This window comes from Pseudomonas sp. (genome assembly GCF_049645325.1).
Classification (GTDB): Bacteria; Pseudomonadota; Gammaproteobacteria; order Pseudomonadales; family Pseudomonadaceae; genus Aquipseudomonas.
In genome coordinates, this window is record NZ_JBARTQ010000084.1 from 1 (window position 1) to 24,129 (window position 24,129).

Annotated in this window: 28 protein-coding genes; 13 read left to right on the plus strand and 15 right to left on the minus strand. The window is 61.4% G+C overall.

All coding sequences use genetic code 11. The features are described from left to right. Positions 1-136: 136 nt before the first annotated feature. Positions 137-1,495: a glutamine synthetase family protein gene (locus tag WBB95_RS03485; RefSeq protein WP_424486308.1), complete on the minus strand. Its 1,359-nt coding sequence runs from the start codon at positions 1,493-1,495 to the stop codon at positions 137-139. Between the two features lie 139 nt (positions 1,496-1,634). On the opposite strand from WBB95_RS03485, the gene WBB95_RS03490 reads away from it, so the two are divergent. Beyond that, positions 1,635-2,531 (plus strand): helix-turn-helix domain-containing protein, encoded by an 897-nt coding sequence (locus WBB95_RS03490; protein ID WP_424486309.1) that lies wholly within the window; start codon positions 1,635-1,637, stop codon positions 2,529-2,531. A 116-nt stretch (positions 2,532-2,647) separates the two neighbouring features. Next, positions 2,648-4,792 carry a TonB-dependent siderophore receptor gene (locus WBB95_RS03495; RefSeq protein WP_424486310.1) on the plus strand — a complete coding sequence of 715 codons (2,145 nt, stop codon included), beginning with the start codon at positions 2,648-2,650 and terminating at the stop codon, positions 4,790-4,792. A gap of 3 nt (positions 4,793-4,795) precedes the next feature. Here the strand turns inward: WBB95_RS03495 and WBB95_RS03500 are convergent, their stop codons facing one another. The 3 genes from WBB95_RS03500 to WBB95_RS03510 all read right to left on the minus strand — a co-directional run bounded on the left by WBB95_RS03500 (position 4,796) and on the right by WBB95_RS03510 (position 6,601). Further along, a complete protein-coding gene (locus tag WBB95_RS03500) occupies positions 4,796-5,233 on the minus strand; it encodes a carboxymuconolactone decarboxylase family protein (RefSeq protein WP_424486311.1) in 438 nt (145 codons plus the stop codon). A gap of 335 nt (positions 5,234-5,568) precedes the next feature. After that, positions 5,569-5,817, minus strand: coding sequence for a DUF6124 family protein (locus WBB95_RS03505; RefSeq protein WP_424486312.1), 249 nt, complete (start codon positions 5,815-5,817; stop codon positions 5,569-5,571). 232 nt (positions 5,818-6,049) lie between these two features. Next, entirely contained in the window at positions 6,050-6,601 is a 552-nt protein-coding gene (locus WBB95_RS03510; protein ID WP_424486313.1) for an RNA polymerase sigma factor, read from the minus strand. Positions 6,602-6,864: 263 nt separating this feature from the next. Between WBB95_RS03510 and sctW the strand changes: the two genes are divergently transcribed. From sctW to sctU, 11 genes are read left to right on the plus strand one after another with little or no spacing between them, the layout of a single operon-like run. Continuing rightward, positions 6,865-7,938 (plus strand): type III secretion system gatekeeper subunit SctW, encoded by a 1,074-nt coding sequence (gene sctW, locus WBB95_RS03515; RefSeq protein WP_424486314.1) that lies wholly within the window; start codon positions 6,865-6,867, stop codon positions 7,936-7,938. After that, the gene (gene sctV, locus WBB95_RS03520; protein ID WP_424486315.1) at positions 7,935-10,028 is read left to right on the plus strand and encodes a type III secretion system export apparatus subunit SctV; all 2,094 of its coding nucleotides are present in this window, start codon (positions 7,935-7,937) and stop codon (positions 10,026-10,028) included. The genes sctW and sctV overlap by 4 nt, the downstream gene beginning before the upstream one ends. A gap of 37 nt (positions 10,029-10,065) precedes the next feature. Then, a complete protein-coding gene (locus tag WBB95_RS03525; protein WP_424486334.1) occupies positions 10,066-10,965 on the plus strand; it encodes an FHA domain-containing protein in 900 nt (299 codons plus the stop codon). Then, positions 10,962-12,320 (plus strand): FliI/YscN family ATPase, encoded by a 1,359-nt coding sequence (locus WBB95_RS03530; RefSeq protein ID WP_424486316.1) that lies wholly within the window; start codon positions 10,962-10,964, stop codon positions 12,318-12,320. Before WBB95_RS03525 ends, WBB95_RS03530 begins: the two co-directional genes overlap by 4 nt. Then, a complete protein-coding gene (gene sctO / locus WBB95_RS03535) occupies positions 12,307-12,735 on the plus strand; it encodes a type III secretion system stalk subunit SctO (protein WP_424486317.1) in 429 nt (142 codons plus the stop codon). The genes WBB95_RS03530 and sctO overlap by 14 nt, the downstream gene beginning before the upstream one ends. Continuing rightward, positions 12,732-13,190 (plus strand): type III secretion system HrpP C-terminal domain-containing protein, encoded by a 459-nt coding sequence (locus WBB95_RS03540; RefSeq protein ID WP_424486318.1) that lies wholly within the window; start codon positions 12,732-12,734, stop codon positions 13,188-13,190. The genes sctO and WBB95_RS03540 overlap by 4 nt, the downstream gene beginning before the upstream one ends. Continuing rightward, positions 13,187-14,200, plus strand: a complete 1,014-nt coding sequence (locus tag WBB95_RS03545; RefSeq protein WP_424486319.1) for a FliM/FliN family flagellar motor switch protein — start codon at positions 13,187-13,189, stop codon at positions 14,198-14,200. Before WBB95_RS03540 ends, WBB95_RS03545 begins: the two co-directional genes overlap by 4 nt. After that, positions 14,197-14,850: a type III secretion system export apparatus subunit SctR gene (gene sctR, locus WBB95_RS03550; protein ID WP_424486320.1), complete on the plus strand. Its 654-nt coding sequence runs from the start codon at positions 14,197-14,199 to the stop codon at positions 14,848-14,850. Before WBB95_RS03545 ends, sctR begins: the two co-directional genes overlap by 4 nt. A gap of 7 nt (positions 14,851-14,857) precedes the next feature. Then, entirely contained in the window at positions 14,858-15,121 is a 264-nt protein-coding gene (gene sctS, locus WBB95_RS03555; RefSeq protein ID WP_016971241.1) for a type III secretion system export apparatus subunit SctS, read from the plus strand. 10 nt (positions 15,122-15,131) lie between these two features. Continuing rightward, entirely contained in the window at positions 15,132-15,920 is a 789-nt protein-coding gene (sctT, locus tag WBB95_RS03560) for a type III secretion system export apparatus subunit SctT (protein WP_424486321.1), read from the plus strand. Continuing rightward, complete coding sequence (gene sctU / locus WBB95_RS03565) at positions 15,917-17,014, plus strand: type III secretion system export apparatus subunit SctU (RefSeq protein ID WP_424486322.1); 1,098 nt, start codon at positions 15,917-15,919, stop codon at positions 17,012-17,014. Before sctT ends, sctU begins: the two co-directional genes overlap by 4 nt. Here the strand turns inward: sctU and WBB95_RS03570 are convergent, their stop codons facing one another. From WBB95_RS03570 to WBB95_RS03620, 11 genes are all read right to left on the minus strand, one after another. Then, positions 17,015-17,386 (minus strand): transcriptional regulator, encoded by a 372-nt coding sequence (locus tag WBB95_RS03570; protein ID WP_424486323.1) that lies wholly within the window; start codon positions 17,384-17,386, stop codon positions 17,015-17,017. After that, positions 17,383-17,586 (minus strand): HrpT family type III secretion system protein, encoded by a 204-nt coding sequence (gene hrpT, locus WBB95_RS03575; RefSeq protein ID WP_424486324.1) that lies wholly within the window; start codon positions 17,584-17,586, stop codon positions 17,383-17,385. The genes WBB95_RS03570 and hrpT overlap by 4 nt, the downstream gene beginning before the upstream one ends. Beyond that, a complete protein-coding gene (sctC, locus tag WBB95_RS03580; protein ID WP_424486325.1) occupies positions 17,583-19,724 on the minus strand; it encodes a type III secretion system outer membrane ring subunit SctC in 2,142 nt (713 codons plus the stop codon). The genes hrpT and sctC overlap by 4 nt, the downstream gene beginning before the upstream one ends. Before the next feature lie 14 nt (positions 19,725-19,738). Beyond that, positions 19,739-20,131, minus strand: coding sequence for a type III secretion protein (locus WBB95_RS03585; protein ID WP_424486326.1), 393 nt, complete (start codon positions 20,129-20,131; stop codon positions 19,739-19,741). After that, positions 20,128-20,346 carry a hypothetical protein gene (locus WBB95_RS03590; protein WP_424486327.1) on the minus strand — a complete coding sequence of 73 codons (219 nt, stop codon included), beginning with the start codon at positions 20,344-20,346 and terminating at the stop codon, positions 20,128-20,130. Before WBB95_RS03590 ends, WBB95_RS03585 begins: the two co-directional genes overlap by 4 nt. A 96-nt stretch (positions 20,347-20,442) precedes the next feature. Continuing rightward, entirely contained in the window at positions 20,443-21,042 is a 600-nt protein-coding gene (gene sctL, locus WBB95_RS03595) for a type III secretion system stator protein SctL (protein WP_424486328.1), read from the minus strand. 16 nt (positions 21,043-21,058) lie between these two features. Beyond that, positions 21,059-21,529 (minus strand): type III secretion protein, encoded by a 471-nt coding sequence (locus WBB95_RS03600; protein WP_424486329.1) that lies wholly within the window; start codon positions 21,527-21,529, stop codon positions 21,059-21,061. 61 nt (positions 21,530-21,590) lie between these two features. Further along, entirely contained in the window at positions 21,591-22,367 is a 777-nt protein-coding gene (sctJ, locus tag WBB95_RS03605; protein WP_424486330.1) for a type III secretion system inner membrane ring lipoprotein SctJ, read from the minus strand. A gap of 6 nt (positions 22,368-22,373) precedes the next feature. After that, the gene (locus WBB95_RS03610; RefSeq protein ID WP_424486331.1) at positions 22,374-22,652 is read right to left on the minus strand and encodes a hypothetical protein; all 279 of its coding nucleotides are present in this window, start codon (positions 22,650-22,652) and stop codon (positions 22,374-22,376) included. Positions 22,653-22,801: 149 nt separating this feature from the next. Beyond that, positions 22,802-22,987 carry a hypothetical protein gene (locus WBB95_RS03615; RefSeq protein WP_424486332.1) on the minus strand — a complete coding sequence of 62 codons (186 nt, stop codon included), beginning with the start codon at positions 22,985-22,987 and terminating at the stop codon, positions 22,802-22,804. A gap of 181 nt (positions 22,988-23,168) precedes the next feature. Further along, positions 23,169-24,092: a sigma 54-interacting transcriptional regulator gene (locus WBB95_RS03620; RefSeq protein WP_424486333.1), complete on the minus strand. Its 924-nt coding sequence runs from the start codon at positions 24,090-24,092 to the stop codon at positions 23,169-23,171. Positions 24,093-24,129 lie beyond the last annotated feature (37 nt).

Consider the following 24,129-nt stretch of genomic DNA (forward strand, 5'->3'; position numbering starts at 1 on the left):
GTGTGAGCGGCGCGGTTTGCCTGATACACCGCGACGCAGCCTCGCTTGGGCTCGACAGCTGCTACGGGTGATACGGGCTTCTACGGGTGATGCGGTGCTACGGGTGTTACGGATGATGACGAATCACGCGGTGTAATCAGACGCTCAGCAGCAGGAACTCGCGCTCCCAGGAACTGATCACTCGCTTGAAATTCTCATGCTCGGCGCGTTTGACCGCGACATAGCCGCGCACGAACTTGTCGCCCAGGTACTGCTTGACCGTGTCGCAATCCTCCATGCGCGCCAGCGCGTCTTCGAGGGTGAACGGCAGACGCAGGTTGCGGCGCTCATAGGCGCGGCCTTCCACCGGGGCGCTCGGGTCAATCTGTTCGATCATCCCCAAATAGCCGCACAGCAGGCTGGCGGCAATCGCCAGATAGGGGTTGGCATCGGCGCCCGGCAGGCGGTTTTCCACGCGCATCGCGTCGGGGCTGGAGGTGGGCACGCGCAGGCCGACGGTGCGGTTTTCTTCACCCCACTCGACGTTGACCGGCGCCGAGGTGTCCGGCAGGAAGCGGCGGAACGAGTTGACGTTCGGCGCGAACATCGGCAGCAGCTTGGGGATGTACTTTTGCAGGCCGCCAATGTGGTGCAAGAATAATTGGCTCATCTTGCCGTCGGCGTCGACGAACACCGGCTTGCCGGTGGCAATGTCCACCACGCTCTGGTGCAAGTGCATGGCGCTGCCCGGCTCGTCGGCCACCGGCTTGGCCATAAAGGTGGCGGCCACGTTGTGCTTGAGCGCGGCTTCGCGCAGGGTGCGTTTGAATACGGTGATCTGGTCCGCGAGGTTCAACGCATCGCCGTGGCGGAAGTTGATTTCCATCTGCGCCGGGCCGTCTTCGTGAATCAGCGTGTCGAGGTCCAGGCCCTGTAGTTCGCACCAGTCATAGACGTCTTCAAACAGCGGGTCGAATTCGTTGGCGGCGTCGATGGAAAACGACTGGCGGCCGGTTTCGGCGCGACCGGAGCGGCCCACCGGGGTTTTCAGCGGCAGGTCCGGGTCTTCGCAGCGCTGGGTCAGGTAGAACTCCATTTCCGGTGCCACGATGGGTTGCCAGCCTTTGTCGGTGTACAGCTGCAGGACTTTTTTCAGCACGTTGCGCGGCGACAGCTCGATTGGGTTGCCCTGCTTGTCGAAGGTGTCGTGAATCACAATCGCCGTGGGCTCGATCGCCCATGGCACCACGTAAGTGGCGTTGGACACCGGGCGGCAGATCATGTCGATGTCGGCAGGGTCGAGCAGGTCGTAGTAGATATCATCGTCGACAAAGTCCCCGGTCACCGTTTGCAGCAGCACACTTTCCGGCAGGCGCATGCCTCGCTCATGCAGGAACTTGTTGGTGGGCGCAATCTTGCCGCGTGCGATGCCAGTCAAATCACTGATCACGCATTCGACTTCGGTAATCTTGTGTTCTTTCAGCCAGGCGGACAGCTGATCGAAGGGGGCGTTCATAAGGACCTCGTCATGAGTAGGATGCATGCGCCGGCTTGTACTGACAGCGCATTGAGGTCTATCTTGGGCCAGCCTTCAAACGGCATCTATCCACTTTGCACGTTTCACAACGCACCAATAGAGTGCGCACGGATCACCCATGACACAAGCAACCGCTTTGCGCGTACAGGCCTTCACCACCGGTGATGTGGCCGCTCAATGCAGTGCGACACCCGGCTGGGTGCAGCAGTATCAGCAAATGTCCCCGGGGCATTTTTCCGGGCAGATTCGCTACCTCGACCTGCAAGGCGTCGAGGTTTACGAAGAGTGCATGAACACCCGCGTCGAGCAACATTTCAACGCGCCGCCAGGCTCCCTGGCGTTCTGTTTCGACGGCAGCGACAACGCGCTGTACATGCTCAATGGCGAAAGCCATAACACCTGGATTACCCCGGAAAACTACCGTGAAGTGGCGGTGGTGTTCGGGCCGCAATTTGTGCAGCGCCATGGCTTGGACGTGACCAAACTCGAAGGCCTGTTTTTGGCCCCGCTGACCTGCCAGCAAAACGCATTGTTCACCCGCTGGCTCAGTGGGACGCTGACACGCTTGTCCAGCGTGATCGACCCCATCAGCCGCGATGCCCTCACCCAACAGTTGCTCGATGACTGCCTGTTCATCCTCGACAACGCCTGCGTGTGCCTGGACCGCAGCTCATTGCAGCGACGCGGTGAAGAACGCCTGTTGATGGCGCGCATCGGCGAATGGGCGGCGGATGCACCGGATGAAACCGTCAACCTGCTGGAACTGGCGCAGATTGCCGGGGTGCCGTTGCGCCAGTTGCAGCAAGGCTTCAAGACCTACACCGGGATGAGCCCCGCGCAGTGGTTGCGCCTGCGGCGATTGAATGGCGCGCGGCGAGAATTGCTGAAGGGTGGCAACACCACGGTGGCCGAGGTGGCGATGAATTGGTCGTTCTGGCATTTGGGGCGGTTTTCCCACAGCTATCGGGCGTTGTTCAAAGAGCTGCCCAGCGAAACCCTCAAACACGCTTGCTGATATGCGATTCATTGTGGGAGCCGTGGTGGGAAAGAACCACTCTCGATAGCTTGTAAAACCCCGCCGTTATCCCTAGCTTATGCGCCCCCCGCCCTGCGCTTTAAGGCCCTGCCCCCATGGTTTTGCGTTTTCGCCCCGTCGTCACGTCACGTTTCGCCCTCGGCCTGCTGCTCAGCGGTAGCATCGGCAATAGCTTCGCGGCTGAAATAGAACTGCCTGCGGTGAAGGTTCAGGGTCAGGATGAATCCGGCTATCGCACTGACACCGCCTCGGTCGGCGGCTTCAATGAAGCCCCGCTGCTCGACACGCCGGCCTCGATCAGCGTGATCAACGCATCCATGATCAAGGACCAGCAAGCGCGCCTGCTCAGCGAAGTGCTGCGCAACGACGCTTCGGTGGGCGACAGCTACGCGCCGGTCGGCTACTACGAAAATTTTGTGGTGCGCGGCTTCTCGCTGAATGCGGCCAGCAGCTACAAGATCAACGGGCGCACCATCACCGGCGAACAGAACGTCGCCCTGGAGAATAAGCAGCAGGTCGAAGTGCTCAAGGGCCTCGCCGGTTTACAGAGCGGGATTTCCGAGCCCAGCGGCGTGATCAACTACGTGACCAAGCGCCCGGAGGATGTGCGTTCGGTGACGGTGTCCACCGATGATCGCGGCAGCGGCTATATCGCCACCGACGTGGGCGGCTGGTTTGGCAGCGAGCAGCAGTTCGGCCTGCGCGCCAACGTCGCCCATGAAGACCTTGATTCCTATGTCGAACACGCCAACGGCCAGCGCGACTTTGTGTCGCTGGCGTTCGACTGGAACATCAGCCCGGATGCCGTGCTGCAACTGGACGCGGAATACCAGAACAAGCAACAGCGCTCGGTGCCGGGGTATCAACTGTTAGGCGGCACCGAAGTGCCCCACGATGCTTCGCCGAAGAAGCTGTTGGGGCACCAGAGCGGCTCTCATCAGGTAGGCATTGATTCGCTGAACCTCAATGGCAAGTTTGAGTACCGTTTCAGCGATCAGTGGAAAGGCAGTGTCAGCGCGGCACGCAGCAAGGTGGTGATTGACGATTACAGTGCGTTTGCCTGGGGCGGCGCCACGACCGGCGTTGGCAACTACTTCACCCCGGAAGGCAATTACGACATCTACGATTTCCGCAGCCCCGATGACACCCGCCGCGACGATGAAGTACAGGCGGCGATGACCGGGTTGTTTGACACGGCTGGCCTGGGTCATGAGCTGACCTTCGGCACCAGTGCCTTTCGCCGGGTGATCGACAAACGCGAGGCCGTGAATGAATGGATCGGCAGCGGCAATATCAATGAAGACCCTGCGACCTTCCCCCCCACTGACAAGCCCTTGAACGACAGCCACCGCAACCTCGACAGCCGCCAATACGGGCTGTTCGTCACCGACCGCATTCGCTTCAACGAACAATGGCAGACCATCGTCGGTGGCCGCGAAGTGAGTCTGGATGAAAAAGCCTATGACGATAACGGCACCGAAGCGCGCCACACCCAGCAATACGTGTTCCTGCCCCAGGCATCGTTGATCTACAAACCGGTGGAAAACGTTTCGCTGTACACCAGCTACAGCAAAGGCCTGTCACTGGGCGGCACCGCGCCGTGGTTTGCAACCAACGCTGATCAAACCCTGGCACCGACTACCTCAAGACAGATTGAGGCCGGGGTGAAATATGACTGGCGCCGCATCAGCTTCGCCGCCGCCGTGTTCCAGACGCGCCAGGCCTACCAGTACGCCAAGCCAGACGGCGCGGGGGAGTTCACCTATGTGCAACAAGGCGAACAGAAAAACACCGGCCTGGAACTGTCTGCCAATGGCTGGGCCACCGACCGCCTGCAAATCGCAACCAGCGTCGCGGCCATTCGCGCCCGCGTGGCCGGCAGCGGCACACCGGAATACGAAGGTCATCAGGCGATCAACGTGCCCAAACTGCGTGCCAGCGTGTACGCCGATTACGCCCTGCCATGGGTCAACGGCCTGGCCGTACTCGGTGGTGTGCAATACAGCGCGAAGAAGTACGCCAACCGCACCGGCAACGTGGACGTTGGGGATTACGCGGTGGTCAACGTCGGCAGCCGCTACACCACCAAAGTGGACGGCTATGAGACGGTGTTTCGCCTGAGCGTCGACAACCTGTTCGACAAGCGCTACTGGCGCGACGCGGGCGAATACCTGGGCGATGATTACCTGTTCCAAGGCGCGCCACTGACGGCGCGCCTGAGTGCATCGGTCAACTTCTAAGGTTTACTTCGGCATCTTGCGGAAACCCACCGCCAGACGGTTCCAGCTGTTGATGGTGGCGATGGCCACGCTCAGGTCGATCTGTTCCTTGGCGCTGAATTCGGCAGCCAGCGCGTTGAAGTCTTCGTCCGGGGCGTGGGTGTGGCTGATCAGGGTCAGGCTTTCTGCCCAGGCCAGCGCAGCGCGTTCACGCGGGGTGAAAAACGGCGTTTCACGCCAGGCCGACACGGTGTACAGCCGACGCTCGGTTTCACCGCCCTTGCGCGCATCGGCGGTATGCATATCAAGGCAGAAGGCGCAGCCATTGATTTGCGACACACGCAAGCGGATCAGCTCCAGCAGCGGCAGCTCGATGGACAACTTGCCGACGGCGGCTTCCAGGGCAAGCATGGCTTTCATGGCGTCTGGGGAGGCGGTGTAGAAATCGGTACGGGTTTGCATGGTGGTACTCCGGAACAGTAGGGATTGGTGGCTAGATTAGCCACCGGCAGGGGCGGGTGAAATATCCAATTCCGGGGAAGACGGGGTGACCAATGTTCGGGGGAATGACTCACCCAAATGGGTTACACATCTGTTCACCTACATAGGTAACCGTTGTTGACCGCAAGGCTCGATTTCGCGAGGGGGCTGGCTTTCAGGCACACAGTGTGTGATGCCATCGCAGCGGTGCGGCGATTCGACTTTCTCGCGAATGCGGTGTGTCAGCCAATGAATCTGTTGACTGACCCACCGCATTCGCGAGCAAGCCCGCTCCCACATTGGTTTTGCGGTGCTTTCTAGATCGCGTTATTGGCAGGCGGCAAACAGTCAATCGAGCGGTCGATTACAGCCTTGGCCATTTCCAGCAAATGCCACACGGCGTGAATCTTGGCGCGGTCGTGGGGTTGCAGGTTGTCGCCGCAGTCCAGCGCAGAGGCGGCTGCACTGTGGATCAGATGGGATACGTAAAGTTGGGCGTCTTCGAAGCTGAGGTTTTCGTTGACAGCGAGGCAGTCTTGGGGCGTCGCGGGAAGGGATTTGCTCATGGTGTAACTCCTGTTTGATTGAAAGAAGTTGTCACCTATTGATTTCGGGCTGCTAAACCCCGGCCATGTTGAATATGGCGGCTGCAGGTTAATCAGCAGATAGCGCTGGAACAACCCCAAAGCACACTTCGGGAAATGTCCTTCAAGTTAAAGAGACTTACCCTGCGGGTACAAAAAAGCGCAATTCAGTTGGGCAGATATCCCTGCCGCCCAACGTTGCCTTTCGGCGGCCTTACGGTTGTGACGGGTTATGCGTGACGCGCTTTAGTTGTTCGCGCGCGCGCGACAGGCGTGAGCGCACGGTGCCGATAGGAATGTCCAGAACGTCGGCCGTGTCCTGGTAACTGCCGTCGGTCTCCAGTGAGGCGTACAGCGTCTTGCGCATTTCTGCCGGCAGGTGGTCGATGGCGCTCAGGGTTTTCTCCAGGCGGCGGTTGATCTCGAATTCCCAATCGAGGTTTTTGTTGTCTTCCTGGCCGTGCCACAGCGACTCGTCGAATTCGCAATGCACCGGTTTGGCGTACATGCGTCGGAAGTGGTTGCGGATCAGGTTCTGTGCGATGCCGCACATCCAGGTGCTGAGGGTCGCCTGGCCACCGAATCGTTCGCGGTTGCGCCAGGCCTCCAGGTAAGTCAGTTGCAGGATGTCGTCGGCGTCTTCGGGGTTGAGGACGCGTTTATGAATAAAACGTCGGAGTTTCTTCTGCTGGTCGTCCGTCAGTTGGAGCATGAATTGAGGCGAGCTGCCAACAAGGTGCGCTAAAGCTTCAATGGGGATATTCACGATGTTTTCCTCAGGGTAGACGCTGTCGAATTGGTTTCGACGAGAACCCCTTTTGCACTGGCTGTGCCAAGCAAAAAAATCGTGCAGTGCTTTGATTTATATAAATAAATATCTTGAAATGAGGCCGTTCTGCGCAGCTTTTTGCAAAAGCGCTGACGGCCGTGTGCCGGTCTTTTCAAAAGGCGTCAGGCGGATAATTCCGATGGAACCGCCCTGCGTACGCCTGCCACATAGGGACACAAACTTCCTGTCCCGGCACGCCCATGAAAGTCGAATCCCATCCCGATCTGCACAAAATCCAGCGCCTGGAGCAGCCTGTCCCTGAGAAGGTTGCCCAGGTTCGCGCTCACGTTGCCGCGCCGGGTCTGGACGAGCTCGCCAGTGCATTCAGCCGGGAAGTGGCGTTCACCAGCAAAACCCTGAACCAGCGCTCGATGGGGGTGCTGGTGACGCCCACCGAACAGCTCGCGCAGCTCTATGACCAACTGGGCCACCCCGCGCAAGCGAGTTTGGCGTCGATCACTCAGCAAGCCAGGCAGGTGCTGAAGCAGCAGCCCAGCGTTGAAGATTTGTTGAAACTCACGGGCGGCGATCCGGCGCGGACCTATGTGGTGCTGCGCCAGATCACGGCTCAGGCGGAAGCCGAAGCGCGCAAGACCGAAGCCGCGCTGGCGCGTGATGCGTTGGCCCGGCTGGAAATGCGCCACAAGCGCGAGATCCAGGCCGGCCTGAATATCGCCATGACCTTGCAGGCCGCCAGTGGCGACCCCCAGGAGCGCCAGGCGGTACGGGCGCTGTATTACGCCAATGTGGTCGTGCGCCAATCGCTGTCGAGCATGATGCAGGCGCTGTTGGGAATGTACGGCGGCGAGCGCTTTTCTGACGGGCTCAACATCATGCGCCGCGCGCTGGCAGACGATGTAGCCGCCCTTGCCTCATCGATCCCAACCGCCAAGTTGCGCACGCTGCTGCTGGGGCTGCAAAGCTGCGGCCAATTGGGCGGGGTTTTGTCCAGTTGCCATGGCTTGATCGAGCGCCTCAAGGTCGAGCACGACGCGGTCATCCTGTTGCAGCGCCTGTTGGGCTACGCCGGCAACGGCATTGGCGCCTCTGAGGTGCAGCGGTTGGCGGGCGAGCTGGCCGGTGAAGAAGCTGCCAGGCAAATCGCCTCGTTGAATGCGATCTACCCGGTGATCAAAAGCCTGCCGATGGCCTTGTGGCGCGACACCCGTGGGCGCCAGGAAGGCCTGCACAACTTTTTGCTGGTGATGGATGAATTCACCCGCCTGGAGAAAGCCCCCGCGCGGTTGGGCGCTGAACCGAGGCACTTCGTGTGACCGTCCTGACGACGCTCAACCGTTGGCTGCTGAAGGCCGCCCAGCGTGCCGAAGTGCTGGGCGCGGTGGTGGTGTTGGCCATTGTGTTCATTTTTATTGTGCCGCTGCCGACCTGGCTGGTGGACATCCTGATTGCGCTCAATATCTGCATCTCCTGCCTGTTGATTGTGCTGGCGCTGTACCTGCCCGGGCCATTGGCGTTTTCGTCGTTCCCCTCGATTTTGCTGTTGACCACGATGTTTCGGCTGGCGCTGTCGATCGCGACCACGCGCCTGATTCTGTTGGAGCAGGACGCGGGCGATATCGTCGAGGCGTTCGGCAATTTCGTGGTGGGCGGCAACCTGGCGGTGGGGTTGGTGATCTTCATGATCCTGACGCTGGTGAACTTCCTGGTGATCACCAAGGGGTCCGAGCGCGTCGCCGAAGTGGCCGCGCGCTTCAGCCTCGACGCAATGCCCGGCAAGCAGATGTCCATCGACAGCGACTTGCGCGCCGGGTTGATCGACGGCACCCAGGCACGCGACAAACGTGACCAATTGTCTCGCGAAAGCCAATTGTTCGGCGCCATGGACGGCGCCATGAAGTTCGTCAAAGGCGATGCGATTGCCGGTTTGGTGATCGTGGTGATCAACCTGCTGGGCGGCTTTTCCACCGGCATGTTCCAGCACGGCATGAGCGCCGCCGACTCGATGGCGCTGTATTCGGTGCTGACCATCGGCGACGGTTTGATTGCGCAGATTCCCGCGCTGCTGATCTCCCTGACCGCCGGCATGATCATCACCCGCGTGGCGCCGGACGGGCGCCAAGGCGTGAGTAACATGGGCGCTGAAATTGCGCGGCAGATGACCAGCGAACCCAAGAGCTGGATGATCGCCTCGGTCGGGATGCTGGCGTTTTCGGCATTGCCCGGCATGCCCACCACCGTGTTTATCCTGATCGCGGCCATCACCGGCTCCCTGGGTTTTTACCTGATGCGCCAGCGCCAGCGCGAGGAACAGGAAAAGGCCGCAGAAACCATCGAGATGGCGCCGGAAGAAAACGGCTTTGTGGACTTGCGCGGGTTCGACCCGTCGCGCCCCTATCTGTTGCAGTTCCCGCCCGTGCTGCGCGGCACCGACGTGGTGGTGGAACTCATGCACGAGATTCGCAAGGCGCGTAACAGTATCGTCGCCAGGATCGGCCTGACGCTGCCGCCGTTCGAGGTCGAGTTCGACGCCTCCCTGGCCGCCGACGAAATGCGTTTTTGCGTGCATGAAGTGCCGATGGTCAAGGCCACTCAGGGCCATCAGGTCGCGGTGGCGCGCGCAACCTTGAAGGGCGAGGCGGAACACGGCGTGTCGGGCCTGGCCGAGCGTGAAGAGCAGGACTGGGTTTGGTTGCCCGCCGATGATCCGTTGCTGGACGACCCGGACCTGGAGCGCTTCAGCGCCGTGAGCCTGATCGTTGAGCGCATGACCCATTCGATGATGCTCAGCGGGCCGCAGTTTCTCGGGATCCAGGAGAGCAAGTCGATTCTCGGTTGGCTCGAACACAACCAATCGGAACTGGTTCAGGAACTGCAACGCATCATGCCGTTGTCGCGCTTCTCGGCGGTGCTGCAGCGCTTGGCCAGTGAAGGCGTGCCGCTGCGCGCCGTGCGGCTGATTGTCGAGTCGTTGATCGAGTACGGCCAGCACGAGCGAGAGCCGGATGCCCTGGCTGACTACGCGCGCATTGCACTCAAGTCGCAGATCTTCCACCAGTACAGCGAGGCCGACGGCCTGCACGCCTGGCTGCTGGCGCCGCAGACCGAAAACATCTTGCGTGAGGGCCTGCGCCAGACCCAGACCGGCGTGTTCTTTGCGCTCGATAACGACCACAGCGCGGCGCTGGTCAACCTGCTCAACCAGGCCTTCAGCCTGCGCCCCAAGAGCAAAAGCGTGATGCTGGTGGCGCAGGATCTGCGCAGCCCGTTACGCACCTTGTTGCTCGAAGAATTCAACCATGTGCCGGTGCTGTCGTTTGCCGAGTTGGGCAATACCTCCAAGGTCAAAGTGCTGGGCCGTTTTGACCTGGGCCAGGACGAGCTGATGCGGGGTGCGCAGGCATGAACCAGTCATTGCGGCGTGCGCCGGGAAGGGCTCGATGATGTTTGAGCTACGGGTGTTGGACGGCTTGCATCAGGGCGCGGCGCTGCCGCTGTTCGGTGAGCAATGGAGCCTCGGCGCGCATGCCGACGCCGACCTGTTGCTCAACGACGCCGGCATTGCCGAGCACCATGCACGGCTGCGGCTCATTGATGGCTGCTGGTCAGTCCAGGCCGAGGCGGGGCTGATCCAGGGCGCAGATGGCCTGATATTGGCGCAGATCTCCAACCTGGCGCTGAACACGCCGTTCTCGATTGGCGCGGTGCGCCTGTGTGTCACCCTGGCCGACCAGGCCTGGCCCCAGGCGCCGGCGCGCTCGCCTGTGACTGCGGCCGCTGAACAAACGGCGCCCCTGGCGTTGACGCTGTCGTCCATCTCGCCTTCGCGGCAGAAGCATTTGATCAGCCTGGTGCTGGTGTGCGCCGTGATTATCGTGGCCGTGGGTATTGCCTCCACCGGTGAGCGCGAAGCGCAGGCGTCGTTGATGCCGGTGGCGGGGCAGAAGCGCGAGTTGGGCTCGGCCTTCGAGGTGCGTCAGCAGTTACTCAAAATGCTCAGCGAGCGCGAGTTGAGCCAGAGGGTCAGCCTGCTGGTGATCAACGGCCAGATCGTGCTCGACGGCGAAGTGCCGCAAGACGACGTGGAACTGGTGGCGCGCATGCTCAGCCGGTTTGGCGAGCAGTTCGACACGGTCGTGCCGGTGCTCAGCCGCGTGCGGGTCAGCGACGGCACGTTGCCGTTCAAGATTCTGCAGATCGTCGGCGGGCCGAATGGCCACGTCGTCCTCGAACAGGGTGATCGGCTTTTTGTCGGTGATGAAGTGGATGGCCTGCGCCTGGTGCTCATCGACAACAACAAAGTCGTCTTCGACGGCGCGCAACGTTATGAGGTGCGCTGGTGAACGATAACCTGCAGGAACGCCTGGACGCCTGGCAGCAGCAACAGTCACTGGCCTTGACGCGCTTCGCGCCCGTGACCCAGCGCGGGCGTATTCAACGCGTCAACGGCATGTTGCTGCAATGCCGCTTGCCCGAGGCGCGCATCGGCGATCTGTGCCGGGTCGAAAAATCGCCGGGCGACAGCATGCTCGCTGAAATCATTGGTTTCGATCAGCAGGACGCCGTGCTCAGTGCCCTCGGTAACCTGGAAGGCGTGCGCGTGGGCGCCAGCGTGGAACGCCTGGGCGTGCCGCACCGGGTGCGGGTCGGGGATGACTTGCTGGGCCAGGTGCTGGACGGTTTTGGCCGGCCGATTGGCGGCGAGGGGCCGAGTGCGTTTGTCGAGAGCGACACCGCTGACGCCAGCACCGTGTTGTGTGAGGCGCCGTTGCCCACCGAGCGCCCGAGGATCAGCCGCGCGTTGGCCACGGGCGTGCGTTCGATTGATGGCTTGCTGACCTTGGGCGAGGGCCAGCGTGTCGGCTTGTTTGCCGGCGCCGGGTGCGGCAAGACGACCTTGCTGGCCGAAATCGCCCGTAATGTTGAGTGCGATGTGATTGTGTTCGGCCTGATCGGCGAGCGCGGCCGTGAGCTGCGGGAGTTTCTTGATCATGAGTTGGACGACGGGTTGCGCGCCAAAGCGGTGTTGGTTTGCGCCACCTCCGACCGTTCCAGTATGGAGCGCGCCCGGGCGGCCTTTACGGCGACAGCACTGGCCGAAGGTTTCCGGCGCAAGGGCAAGCGCGTGTTGCTGCTGATCGACTCCCTGACGCGGTTTGCCAGGGCCCAGCGCGAAATCGGCTTGGCCGCCGGCGAACCCTTGGGGCGGGGTGGTTTGCCACCCTCGGTGTACAGCCTGTTGCCGCGCTTGGTCGAACGCGCCGGGCTGACCCGTGACGGCGTGATCACGGCGATCTACACAGTGCTGATTGAACAGGACTCCATGAGCGACCCGGTGGCGGACGAAGTTCGCTCGCTGCTCGACGGGCATATCGTGCTGTCCCGCAAATTGGCCGAGCGCGGCCATTACCCTGCCGTCGATGTGTTGGCCAGCCTTTCACGCATTTTGAGCAACGTCGCTGAGCCCGGGCATATCCAGGCGGGCACGGCGTTGCGGCGGCTGTTGTCGGCGTATCAGCAGATCGAACTGATGCTCAAGCTCGGCGAGTACCAGCCGGGCAGCGATGCCTTGACCGACAGGGCAGTGGACAGCCGCCAGGCGGTCGATGGCTTCCTGCGCCAGGACCTGCGTGAGCCCACGCCGATGCCCACCACCTTGGCGCAACTGACGGAGCTGACTGCGTATGTCCCGTTCTGATTCGCTGCTCAGTGACATCGAGACCTTGCGGCGCTTGCGCAGGCACCGCGCAGACCGCGCCGAGCGTGCGCTGCGCGAGGCCAAAAGAACCCAGCAAGCCTTGCTCGCGAGCATCCGCCAGGCGCAAGACGCGCTTGAGCAAACGCGGCTGGAAGAAGCCGAGCAAAGCGCGCAATTGCTCACTGAACACCAGGGCCAGGTGTTGACCTTTCAAGCGCTGAAAGCCTGGAGCGCCCAGGAACAGACGTTGTCCGCCAGCACACGGCGAGAAGAAGGCCAATTGCACGAACTGCAAGACCGGCGAGAGCAACAGGAAAGCGCAATTGGCAGCGCCCAGAAGCAGGTGACCGTGTGCTTGCGCCAAGTCGAAAAACTTCAGGAATTGTCCATTTTGCTGGCTCAGGAGCCGACATGACAAAGGTTTCCACTCGCCCGCCCAAACGCCTGCGCACCCGTGACCTCAAGGACGATTCAGCCTCGGGAATGAGCGCCGTGGTGCCCTGGGAGCAACGCCGGCTGTTTGCCCAGTTGTTTGACGACAGCGGGGGCGGCAGCGGGCACGGGGCTTCCACGGCACGGCGCAAAACCTCGGCCGATGCCTCGATGGTCGAGGCCTTGACCGAGCAGTTGGCGCCTCGGGTACTCGGCGCCTCGCAGTGGCCGTTGGTGGCGGTGTTGTATTTGCCACGGCTGGGGCGGATCAACGCGAGTGTCCGCCGCGAGCAGGGCGCCTGGAACGTCGAGCTGGCGGCGGAAGAAGAGTCCACCGCGCGCTGGCTCGGTGGCGTGCGGCAACGCTGTCAGGAGGGCCTCGCGCAGAGCTTGCGGATGCCGGTCAACCTGGGCCTGGCAAGCGTGGGCTCGGCATGATGGTTTCGTTATTACGCCTGCCCGCGGTCCAGGGCGATGCGGTTGCCGCGCGGCGCCGCCTGGGGCGTGGCTTGCGCCTGCCGTTTGAGGTGGCCGGGCAGAGCGGCGAGTTGCTGCTTGAGCCGGGGCGCGCGCCGGTGGGCGCCAACCCACTGTGCTTCGAGACCGCCTGCGGCGTGTTGGCGTTTGGCGAGCCGGGGCCGCTGTTCAGTTTGCTCGGCGAGTGCCCGGTGACGCTGGCGCAGTCCGGTAACGATCCGGATTCGTGGTTCTGGGAGTTGTTCCAGCTGCACCTCAGCGCCCAGGTGCGCGCGCTGTTGGGTTACGTGCGATTGCGCGTGGCCGATCAGCCGGCGGAGTTCGGCTGTCGTCTGTCTGTGACCTTGGACGCGTCGCGGGTGGTGAGCTACCTGTGGCTTTCCCCCGAGAGCTTCCTGGCGTTATGCGAGGCCGGGCCCTGGCAGCCCATCGCCGAGCCGCTGCCCGGCCGTTTTCAACTGACTATTGCCCTGACCGTCGGCCGTTTGCGGCTGCCTGTCGCGCAAGTAGGCAGCGTGCGCGTGGGTGACGTGCTGATGCTCGAACAGGCTTTTTTCCAGGCCCGGGGCAACGGCTATGTGCAGGTCGGCGAACAGCGCCTGCACGGGTGTATCGACGATGAAACCGGGCCGTTGCGCCTGACCCTTATTTCAATGGAGGACATGTTTGTGGACGAGGATTTCGCAGAACCGCACTACCTGGGAGAGGAGGACGACACCCCTGTGGCGGATGTATTCGGCCAGGAGCCGTTCGATGAACTCAGCATGGCGCTCAATGTGCGCTGCGGCACCTTGAGCCTGACCCTGGGCGAGTTGCGCAACCTCGCGCCCGGCGCCGTGCTCGGCATTTCCGGGTACGCGCCGGGTATGGCCGGGCTGTATTACGGCGACCGGCCTATCGGCCAGGGGCAGTTGGTCGAAGTGGACGGACGGCTCGGCCTGCAGTTAACCCGCGTGATGTTTTCCCGATGAGTTTCCAAGGGGTAGACCCTCTGGTTCTGGCGGTGTTTCTCGCGGCCCTGTCGTTGATGCCCATGCTCTTGATCGTGTGCACGGCCTTCTTGAAGATCGTGATTGTGCTGATGATTACGCGCAACGCCATCGGTGTGCAGCAAGTGCCGCCGAGCATGGCCATCAACGGCATCGCATTGGCCGCGACGCTCTTCATCATGGCGCCGGTGGGCTATGAGATCGCCGAGGTGGTCAAGGTCACGCCGCTGAACCTGAGCAACGTGCAGACGCTCCAGCAGACCGGGCTTGAGGCGATCAAGCCGCTGCGTGCCTTCATGCTGCGCAACATTGATGCGGATGTGCTCACGCACCTGCTGGAAAACACCGCGCGCATGTGGCCGGCGCAGATGGCGCAAGAGGTCCAGCGCGAAGACCTGATCCTGCTGATTCCGGCGTTTGTGCTGTCGCAGTTGCAGGCGGGGTTCGAGATCGGCTTTCTGATCTATATCCCGTTCATCGTGATCGACCTGATCGTCTCCAACTTGCTCCTCGCGCTGGGCATGCAAATGGTCTCGCCCATGACCATTTCCCTGCCGCTCAAGCTGCTGTTGTTCGTGCTTGTTTCCGGGTGGTCGCGGTTACTCGACAGCCTGTTCCTTTCCTACCTTTGAGCCTTCTATGGATCCGATCGTGCTGTTCAAGCAGGGCATGTTGCTGGTCGTCGTGCTGTCGGCGCCGCCGCTGATCGTAGCGGTGATCGTCGGCGTGCTGACGTCCCTGGTGCAGGCCCTGATGCAGATTCAGGACCAGACCTTGCCGTTTGGCATCAAGCTGGTCGCGGTGGGTATCACCCTCGCGGTCACCGGGCGCTGGATCGGCGTGGAGCTGATCCAGCTGATCAACCTGACCTTCGACATGATCGCCCGCTCTGCACTGAACTGAGGGCTTGCCCGTGTTGCTTTATCTTGAGTTCCTGCCCAGCCTGCTGGTTGGCATGGCGCGTATTTACCCGTGCGCCTTCCTGGTGGCGGCGTTCTGTTTCCAGCACATCCGCGGCATGCCCAGGCACACCATTGTGATGGTCATGGCGCTGATTCCGGCGCCGGGTATCCACGCCGTGTTGGCGGGCACCGACCCCTCGGCCCTGATGTTGACCGGGCTGGTGCTCAAGGAAGCGGCCCTGGGGTTTTTACTCGGGACGTTACTGTCGATGCCGTTCTGGATGTTCGAGGCGGTGGGCGCGTTGCTGGACAACCAGCGCGGCGCCTTGGCCGGCGGCCAGCTCAACCCTTCGCTGGGGCCGGACGCCACGCCTGTCGGGCACCTGTTCAAGCAGTTGGCAATCTTTCTGTTGATGGTCAGCCTTGGCCTTGGCGCGCTGACGCAGGTGATCTGGGACAGCTACCTGATCTGGCCGCCCACGGCCTGGTTTCCGGTGGTGGGCGCCAATGGGTTCAGCACCTTTGTCGAGCTGCTGGGCGATACCTTCACCCACATGATGCTGTACGCGGCGCCCTTTATCGCGGTGTTGCTGCTGCTCGAATTCGGCATTGCGCTGCTGGGGCTCTATAGCCCGCAGCTGCAGGTGAGCACGCTGGCGCCGCCGGTCAAGTGCCTGGCAGGGATCGGTATTTTGATCCTGTACTTTGCGCTGCTGCAGGATTTGATCGTCGGGCGCATGGTGCTGCTGGGCGACCTCAAGCACTCCCTCGGCTTGATGTTCAAGGTGCCGACGCCATGAGCGATTCAGGCGAAAAGAAACACCCGGCCAGTGCCAAGAAGCTACGCGACCAGCGCAAGAAAGGTCAGGTTGCGCAAAGCCAGGACGTCGGCAAGTTGCTGGCGCTCACGGCCCTGAGTGAAATCGCGCTGTTCACCGCCGAAACCAGCCTGCAACGCTTTCAGCAATTGATGGTGTTGCCGATGTCGCGATTCGGCCAGCCGTTTGTACGCGCCCTGGAAGAAGTGCTGACGGACGCCCTGGTAATCTTCTTTTCGTTTGCGCTGTTGATGGCCGGCGTGGCGATTGCGGTAAAGCTGATCAGCAGCTGGATGCAGTTCGGCCTGTTGTTCGCGCCGGAAACCCTGAAGCTCGATTTCAAACGCCTCAACCCGCTCAACCAAGCCAAGCAAATGTTCTCGCCGCAGGCGCTGATGAACCTGTTGATGGGCATCATCAAGGCGTTGCTTCTGGGCTTGATTCTGTACGTGGTGATCGGCCCGTCACTGGACGCGCTGATCAACCTCGCCAACAGTGATCTGCAAAGCTACCTCCTGGCGCTGATCGCGCTGTTTCGTTATTTGCTGCATGCGTGCCTGGGCCTGTTGCTGGTGCTGGCCCTGATTGACCTGAGCTTGCAGAAGTATTTCTTCGCCAAGCGCATGCGTATGACCCAGGTTGAGGTGGTCAAGGAATACAAGGACATGGAGGGCGACCCGCACGTCAAAGGTCAGCGGCGTCAGTTAGCCCATCAACTCGCGCAGGAAGAACCGAAGGTCAAGCTGCCCAAGCTTGAGGAGGCCGACATGCTGGTGGTCAACCCCACGCACTATGCCGTCGCCTTGTATTACCGGCCGGGCCAAACACCCTTGCCGCTGCTGGTGGACAAGGGCACGGATGCCGAGGCGCGAAAATTGATTGCGCGCGCGAAGGCCGCCGATGTGCCGGTCATCCAGTGTGTGTGGTTGGCCCGGACGATCCATGAGCGAAAATTGGGGGCGAGCATTCCGCGCGAGACATTGCAGGCAGTGGCTTTTATCTACCGCACCTTGCGCGAACTGGATGATGAAGCCAAGCGTGAAACCCTTGAGTTGCCTGAGCTTGAGCAGCGCTGATCAGCGCATCAGGCGGTCGTCCAAAGCATCCAGTTGGGCCAGCGAGAGCAGCCGGCTGAAGGCTGGCTCAAGCGCCGAGCGGTGTTCGGGCAGCGCCTGCCAGATCACCAGGGCGCCTTGGGCATCCAGATAAATAAAGCAGCCGTCGAAGGCGACGGCTTGTTCGAAGCGGCGTTCCAATACACGCTGCAATTGCCCGGCTTTTAAGGCTTCGCGGGCGATCTGCACGGCCAGCCCCTGACGCGCGCCGGCCTGGGTGGCGCAGAGTTTGATACCTGGGCAGAGCGGCAGGTGAACGGCCTCGCCGTTCACCAGGCCGTCCAGGAATGCCTGACGATTCACGTTCGTGCCCGGCAACCCCTCGGCACTCATCGTTCCAGCGACACCGTTTGATAGTCCGAACGCTCCCCCGAAGGGCCTGCTTGCGCGCGCATGTGCGGCGGCCACCAGACCACCAGTGTGTCGCTGCTCGATTGCGGGCGTGAACAGGAGTCGCCCTTGCAGGTGGGCGTACAGCCGCTGATGAACAGCGCCGTAGCGATCAGGGTGGCGCACAACAGCCTAGGTTTCATGGTGTGGTCTTCTGGGTTGGGGTGAGAAGGGAGGGCCGCGATACGCCGATGTGTTCATCCTTTACGACGGGACGCATGGCGATAAACACTTCCGCTTCCTCGCCCGGCTTGAGCCAGGCGCGCGGCCAGACACTCACGGCCAGGGTCTGCGAATGGCTGCATTCCTTTTCATCGATGCGTACGTTGCGTTTAATCTGGTTGCGCAACACCACCACCGCCACGTTGAACGTTGGGCCGGTGTACCACTGGCTGCGTTCGGTGTTGAGCGCCAGCACGTCGCGGGGGCTGCACAAGGTATCCAGGCCCAGGGGCATTGGCGCGGCGGTGAAACCCTTGGGCACTTGCCCGCTGACGAGGTGCGCGAGTGTGCCGGTGATGTCGCTGCGCTTGATTTCAGGCTGGTACGGCGCAAGGCGACGGGCCAACGGCGTGAGCGCGGCCTGCAGTTCGGCCTGGTCGTCCTGGGGCAGGTAGCGTGACGGATCGGCCTGGTCGCCGATAACCCGTGGCGTCAGGATGAACAAGCGTTCGCGGCGGTTGTTCTGCCGCTCAGTCGAGGTGAACAGTGCCTTGCCCAGCAGGGGGATATCCCCCAGCAGCGGCACCTTGCTGTGCGTGTCGCGGTTGTTTGTCACGTGGAAACCACCGACCACCAACGAGCGCTTTTCCGCCATCACCGCTTGGGTGCTGACCTTGCCTCGGCGTACATCAAGGCCATCAAGCGTGGGGTTGGACTCGTCGAAATTGCCGTCTTCAATGTCCACCACCAAGTGGATCTGGTGGCTGCCGCGCGTGGTGATCACCCTGGGCACTACCTGAAAACTGGTGCCGACGGTAACCGGCAAAATGGTTGCGTTCTCAACACCGGCCTTGAGGAACTGGGTGCGGTTGAAGTCGATGACGGCCGGCTGGTTTTCCAGGGTCAGCACCGAAGGGTTGGAGACCATGGTCGCCAAACCCTTGGCTTCCAGGGCGCGTACGTCGGCGAAGAAGCGGTCGCGACTTTCGATGGCCAGTTGTGAGGTGGTGCCAGGTGCCACGTTGGCGCCGCCGCGAAAGCGACTGTTCTGAAAGCCCCAGTTGACCCCGAACTCACGCAACTGCGTGCGCTCGATATCGAGGATGATTGCGTCGATCTCCACCAGCTTGCGCGCGACGTCGAGCTGGGTGATCAGCTCGCGGTACATCGCGTGGCGCTCCGGCAAGTCGTAGATCAGGATCGCGTTGTTGCGCACATCGGCCTCGACCCGAATTCGACTGGTGCCGCGCGCAGCACGCGGGCTGAGCGTCGCGCCGGTGGCCAACTCCCCTGAGTTCGCTGAGCTGCCGAGCATTTGCTCCAGCAACGGGTTGCCCAGCCGAGGGAAATTGGGCGTCACCATGGCAGCTTGTGACGCCGCTGCGGGCGTTTGGGTCGCGGTTGAGAGCGCAGAGGCCGTACGCGGTTCGAGCAGCCCGCGCAGCATGTTCGCGATACCCGGGATGGTCAGTTTTTCACCGCGATAATCCACAATACGGTCGGCTGCGTTGGCGAATTTCAGCGGGTAGCTCAGCACGCTTTGTTTCTCGTCCGGCGAACGCCGCTGGCTGCTGAATTGCTTGATTTGCTCTATATAGCGCTTGGGGCCCGAGACCAGCACAACCCCGTCTTCAGCCAGTTCGCCCCAGCCAAAACGGCTGTCGAGCAGGCCGATGTCGGTCAGTGCCTGCTTGAGGTCCGAGATGGTTTCGGAAGACACCTCAAGGCGCGCCGACTCCTGCTGGTCGAGGGTGCTGATGTAGAGCGTGTTGTTGTACAAATACCACTGGAAGCGGTGCTCGACGGCAAGCCTGTCGAGCAACGACTGCGGAGTGTTCGCGCGAATCTTGCCGTTGACGATGCCTTCGAGCAGGCCTTCGACCTGCAGCTGTATGCCGAAGGTCTGGGCGAAGTCCTCCAGCGCGTCTCGCAACGGTTTGTGCTCGGCCTCATAGGCGTAGGCTGTGTTTTTCCATTCGGGCGGAATCGCCGCCAGGCTGCTTTCCAGGGGCAGCAGCAACCACGGCAGCAGCATCAGGCTGCGCCAGTGATTGCGGTGGGGCGGGCACGCAGGCGAGTGGGCGCGCAAACCGGGGCGTTTGTAGGGTGTGTTGTGCATGGAGAGTTCTCTGATTAATGCGCCAGCGAGCGCAACGACGAAGAGGGAGTGGGCCGTGTGGTGCGTGCCTGACGAGTGACCATTGCGCGCCAGGCGTCGCGCTGGTTGAGCAGGCTTTCAAGGCTGCCCAGCACGCGCTGTTTGTCCTGTTCATCCGCCAGGCACTGCACCAGCCAGAGCGCGCCACTTTCCGGTGCTTGGGCGAGTGCCCCGTGAAAATGGCCCAGGCTGAGTTCGGCGGGCCGCATCCAGGTTTCCAGTTGGGCATTGCCGGGCCGCATAAGGGTCAACTGGACACTCACGGTCACGGCACCCGCTTCGCGCTGCAGGGTGATTGCGTGGTTGTCTTCAAACAGGGTGAGTGCCGCTTCATGGCCACCTAACCAGTGGGCAATCAGGGGGTTCAACTCTGCGCGCCGTCAATCGCCGCCTTGAGCAGCATGTGCCTGGCGCGGACCTGCTCGTGGAAGGCGTACTTGGCGTTACGTTGCTGCAGGCTCATTTCGAAAAGGTCGACGTCGCTGTCGTCTATATCCGTGTCCGCCATCGCCGTTTCGGTGCGGTTTTTTTCAATGTCGGCGCGTCTCGACAGCTGGTTTTTCAGGTTCCCGTAGAATTCCATACACGTTTACTCTTGATGTGTATGAGCTATGTGGCGCGTGAACAGTCGCCGGTTCCATGTGGGATCAGCTTTGTGAAACATCTGGAATACCGCGCTTCACCCAGGCACATCGGTTGAAAACGCATCCTCGCGTACCAGCAGTATCTTGCGCATCGACGCCCAATCAATCCGGAAGTCGCCTTCCGTGGTCTCCAATACCAGCGTTTGCGGTTTTACCCGGTCGTCGCCGCGCAGCACCCACAACGTGATGTTCAGCATGGCCAGGCATTGCTCCAGGTCTGCAAGGTCTGAAGGGTGGCAAAGGAGGGTTGCGCTGACCGTGGGAAGTTGCGCGGCCATCAGCCGTTTGATCAATGCCGTGAGGCGTTGCGCCGGCGGAATGTCTTCAAGCAGGCAGCACAAGGCCTGGTCAGCGATTGACGTGGCGTAGCGCTCCAGGTTGTCGCACATGGTTTGGCGTTGATGGGCCCAGTGTTCAAGCTGCGCATTCGCCCGTTGCCAGAACGCCAGCTGCGCTTGCTCAAGCATCGCCTCGCGTTGCGCCGCCGCCTGGCTCAGCAACTCTTCAGCCTGGGCCTGCGCGCGCGCCAGCAGTTGGCCGGCGTGGGCGCTTTCCCTGAGCATTTCGTGTGTGATCAAGACGGTGGCCGGGCCGGGAGAGCCGTTGTGTAGATTAATCTTGCGTCGGCATAGCATGGTGGAGGCCGCTCTATCAGAGTAGGAAATCTTCGCCGCTCGTTGTCGTCACTCGCCAGACAATCGCCTGCCAGAGCGTATCGAGCCGACTGTGTGCGTCTTCAAGAGCGGCGTGCGTTTCTTCCAGTTTCAGCACCCTTGGGCGAGAGAAGCGCAGGCGAAGCCGCTGCCAGATGGCGGGGCTGACCCAGGCGCGCAGCAGTTGCAGCGGATCATCGTCGGCGTGCAGCATGGCTTCGGGGTTCAATGCTTTGGAAAGGCGCAGGCACCACAGGTGTTGGGTCTCGCTGACGGCGCCGTCGAGCGGGCGATGGCAGGTGTTGCCCAGCAAGGCCAGCATCTGTGTGAGTTGCTCCGTCGAGGCCAAGGCCAGGCGCAGTACGGTGGCGTGCAGCGGCGCAGGCAAGCAAGGTTCGATGCCCAGAAGCGTGCTGACCCGCACGTGCTGGGCGCGGCTCAGTGCGGCCACGCTGTCTTGTTCCAGCACGCGCCAATCCGCATGCGAGTCCCGCCAGGGGATGGCCCACCAGTGAGCCCAAGCCAGCGGCTCATTCATTCGGTGACTGGGCGTCAATGCGTGATGCTCTCGCTCGGTTACGCCAGAACAATGCGCCGCCCACCGCCAGCCCGCCGGCGATCACGGCCAGCGCCATACAGGCCTGCCAGAACGCGAGGTCGCTTTGCGGAATAAGAAACGGGCCGAAATAACTCAGGCGTTGCTGCTCCGTGTAGGCGGTCGCGGGCACAAACACCACTGTCAGCTTTTGCGAGTTATCCACCGCGGTCGACATGCCGGGGATACTGCTGGCGACCATACGGCGCACGCGGGCGCGGATATTGTCGGGCTCAAGCCTGGGGTCATGTTTGATAAACACCGACGCGGACGCAGGTTGCACGGGTTCGCCGGGCGCGACGCGTTCGGGCAGCACCACATGGACCCGCGCAACAATCACGCCGTCGATGTTCGAAAGAGTAGCTTCCAGTTCCTGGGACAAGGCGTAGATGTAGCGGGCGCGTTCTTCCAGCGGCGTGGAAATGACACCTTCTTTGCGGAAGGTCTGGCCCATCGTGATGCGCGCCACCTTGGGCAGCCCGGCTGCTTCCAGCGTGCGCACCGCGCGGCTGATGTCGGCGGCGCTGACACGCACCGTTACGCCCTCTTTGGCGGGGACTTTTTGCGCGCGTATATGTTTGTCCGCCAGTTCCGCGATTACCTCATTGGCTTCCTGTTCGGAGAGTTGGCGGTGCAATTCAACGCTTTCTCCGCAGCCGCTCAGCATGAGTACCAGCGACAAGATGAAACCCGGGGCCAGGAGACGGATCATGTTTACCTACTGCAAGTTGCTGATTTTTTCGAGGAATTGCGCCGTTTTACCGACGCTCTTGGTCAGCACGGTGGTGAGCAGCACGGTGTCTGAAAGGTTCGCGGCATAGTTGGCGCTGTCCTTTTCCCGATTGCCGGTGCTGTAGGCGCGCAGGCCTTTGCTCACGCCGGTGGTCGACTTGATCAATTGATTGGATGCATCGACCAATACGTTGGAAACCGGGGAGGGTGCGGCGGCGCTTATGGGCCGCGCCGACGTGTCCATCTGGGCGCTGAAAAAACTCACATCCTCCCGTTGCTGGGGCGAGGCTTGAGTTTGAAAGGGGGCCGGGGCAGCGTCGTTACCCGGCATGAGGTTACGTTCTATGCGCATAGAGAGCCTTTACTCAGGTAGAGAGAAGCCTCTCCTGCCGCGAGGCAGGAGAGGCTTGGGGGTTATCGCACTGCTTCAGCGTTCTTCTTGGCTTCGTTGTTTTCGAAGACCTTGTTGCTGCGCTGGAAGGATTTACGTTGCATCTGGTCGCGCTGATCTTCCAGATCCTTGTTTTGACCGGCGCCGCCAGCGCCACCGCCAATGGAACCGGTGAGGGCTTGCAAGAGAGAGGAAATGCCGTTGATCATGTGGGTGACTCCACTGTTAAGTGCACTAAGGATGGGAAGTAACCCAGTTGTCTTTCACGCGCAGTACAGACGCGTCGAACACTGGGCTCCCAAAGTGTGTGGCCGTCATCGACTAAAACGTTCCAGATGTTTCACCGGTGAATATTTCCAATTGTATTTCGGGGCGCGGAAGTGACTGAGATCAGTCCAGCGATATAGCCAGTTGCTTCATGCGGTAATACAACGTGCGTTTGGCAATACGCAGTTCTATTGCCACACCCTCGACGTTATGGGCATGACGGCGCAGTGCATCTTCAATCAGCATTTTCTCTATTTGCTGTAAGCGGTCTTTAAGGTTGGGTTGTACGGCCTGGGTGTTATTCGGTGTTTCAGAGAGCGGTAGAAGCCCCAACACAAAACGCTTGGCCGTGGAGCGCAGTTCGCGGACATTTCCCAGCCATGGGTGGCATAGCAGTTGTTGCAGCAGCGCGTTGGAGGGGAGGGGCGGCGTGCACTTGAAGTAGTCCGCTTCCTGGCTAACCATGTCGAGGAACAACGGCACGATGCGTTCCTGCTTCTCTCGCAGAGGCGCGAGCTTGATATTGACCACATTCAGGCGAAAATACAGGTCACGCCGGAAGGTGCCTTGCTCGACCATATCATGCAGTGACTGTTGCGCCGAGGCGATAACCCGCATGTCCACGGGGATGAAGCGGGTAGAGCCCAGGCGTTCGACGCCACGTGCCTCAAGGGCGCGCAGCAGTTTGGCTTGCAGTGACACAGGCATGCTGTCGACTTCATCCAGGTACAGCGTGCCCAGATGCGCGGCCTCGATAAAGCCTGCGCGTGACTGCACGGCACCGGTGTAGGCGCCACTGTTGACACCGAAGAGCTGGCCCTCGGCGAGGCTTTCCGGGATGGCTGCGCAGTTGACGGCTACGAAGCTCCCGCGTCGTCCCGACAGGCGATGGATCCGCTGTGCCAGGGTGTCCTTGCCGGTCCCCGTTTCACCCAATAACAGGATGTCGACATTGAGCGTGGCAGTCGTATTGAGGGTGTTCTCAATATCGGCGGCTTCAATGAACGGAACCTCTAATTCATTATCCTTTGGGTAGGCGGCCGACATTTTTCTATCACTTCACTGTTGATAATGCGGTGTTAAA

Bases quoted from the DNA above. Each gene is read 5' to 3' on its own strand.
- WBB95_RS03485 (WP_424486308.1), bottom strand. From the start codon at position 1,495: ATGAACGCCCCCTTCGATCAGCTGTCCGCCTGGCTGAAAGAACACAAG.
- WBB95_RS03490 (WP_424486309.1), top strand. From the start codon at position 1,635: ATGACACAAGCAACCGCTTTGCGCGTACAGGCCTTCACCACCGGTGAT.
- WBB95_RS03495 (WP_424486310.1), top strand. From the start codon at position 2,648: ATGGTTTTGCGTTTTCGCCCCGTCGTCACGTCACGTTTCGCCCTCGGC.
- WBB95_RS03500 (WP_424486311.1), bottom strand. From the start codon at position 5,233: ATGCAAACCCGTACCGATTTCTACACCGCCTCCCCAGACGCCATGAAA.
- WBB95_RS03505 (WP_424486312.1), bottom strand. From the start codon at position 5,817: ATGAGCAAATCCCTTCCCGCGACGCCCCAAGACTGCCTCGCTGTCAAC.
- sctW (WP_424486314.1), top strand. From the start codon at position 6,865: ATGAAAGTCGAATCCCATCCCGATCTGCACAAAATCCAGCGCCTGGAG.
- WBB95_RS03525 (WP_424486334.1), top strand. From the start codon at position 10,066: ATGTTTGAGCTACGGGTGTTGGACGGCTTGCATCAGGGCGCGGCGCTG.
- sctO (WP_424486317.1), top strand. From the start codon at position 12,307: ATGTCCCGTTCTGATTCGCTGCTCAGTGACATCGAGACCTTGCGGCGC.
- WBB95_RS03540 (WP_424486318.1), top strand. From the start codon at position 12,732: ATGACAAAGGTTTCCACTCGCCCGCCCAAACGCCTGCGCACCCGTGAC.
- WBB95_RS03545 (WP_424486319.1), top strand. From the start codon at position 13,187: ATGATGGTTTCGTTATTACGCCTGCCCGCGGTCCAGGGCGATGCGGTT.
- sctR (WP_424486320.1), top strand. From the start codon at position 14,197: ATGAGTTTCCAAGGGGTAGACCCTCTGGTTCTGGCGGTGTTTCTCGCG.
- sctS (WP_016971241.1), top strand. From the start codon at position 14,858: ATGGATCCGATCGTGCTGTTCAAGCAGGGCATGTTGCTGGTCGTCGTG.
- sctU (WP_424486322.1), top strand. From the start codon at position 15,917: ATGAGCGATTCAGGCGAAAAGAAACACCCGGCCAGTGCCAAGAAGCTA.
- WBB95_RS03570 (WP_424486323.1), bottom strand. From the start codon at position 17,386: ATGAGTGCCGAGGGGTTGCCGGGCACGAACGTGAATCGTCAGGCATTC.
- hrpT (WP_424486324.1), bottom strand. From the start codon at position 17,586: ATGAAACCTAGGCTGTTGTGCGCCACCCTGATCGCTACGGCGCTGTTC.
- sctC (WP_424486325.1), bottom strand. From the start codon at position 19,724: ATGCACAACACACCCTACAAACGCCCCGGTTTGCGCGCCCACTCGCCT.
- WBB95_RS03590 (WP_424486327.1), bottom strand. From the start codon at position 20,346: ATGGAATTCTACGGGAACCTGAAAAACCAGCTGTCGAGACGCGCCGAC.
- sctL (WP_424486328.1), bottom strand. From the start codon at position 21,042: ATGCTATGCCGACGCAAGATTAATCTACACAACGGCTCTCCCGGCCCG.
- sctJ (WP_424486330.1), bottom strand. From the start codon at position 22,367: ATGATCCGTCTCCTGGCCCCGGGTTTCATCTTGTCGCTGGTACTCATG.
- WBB95_RS03615 (WP_424486332.1), bottom strand. From the start codon at position 22,987: ATGATCAACGGCATTTCCTCTCTCTTGCAAGCCCTCACCGGTTCCATT.
- WBB95_RS03620 (WP_424486333.1), bottom strand. From the start codon at position 24,092: ATGTCGGCCGCCTACCCAAAGGATAATGAATTAGAGGTTCCGTTCATT.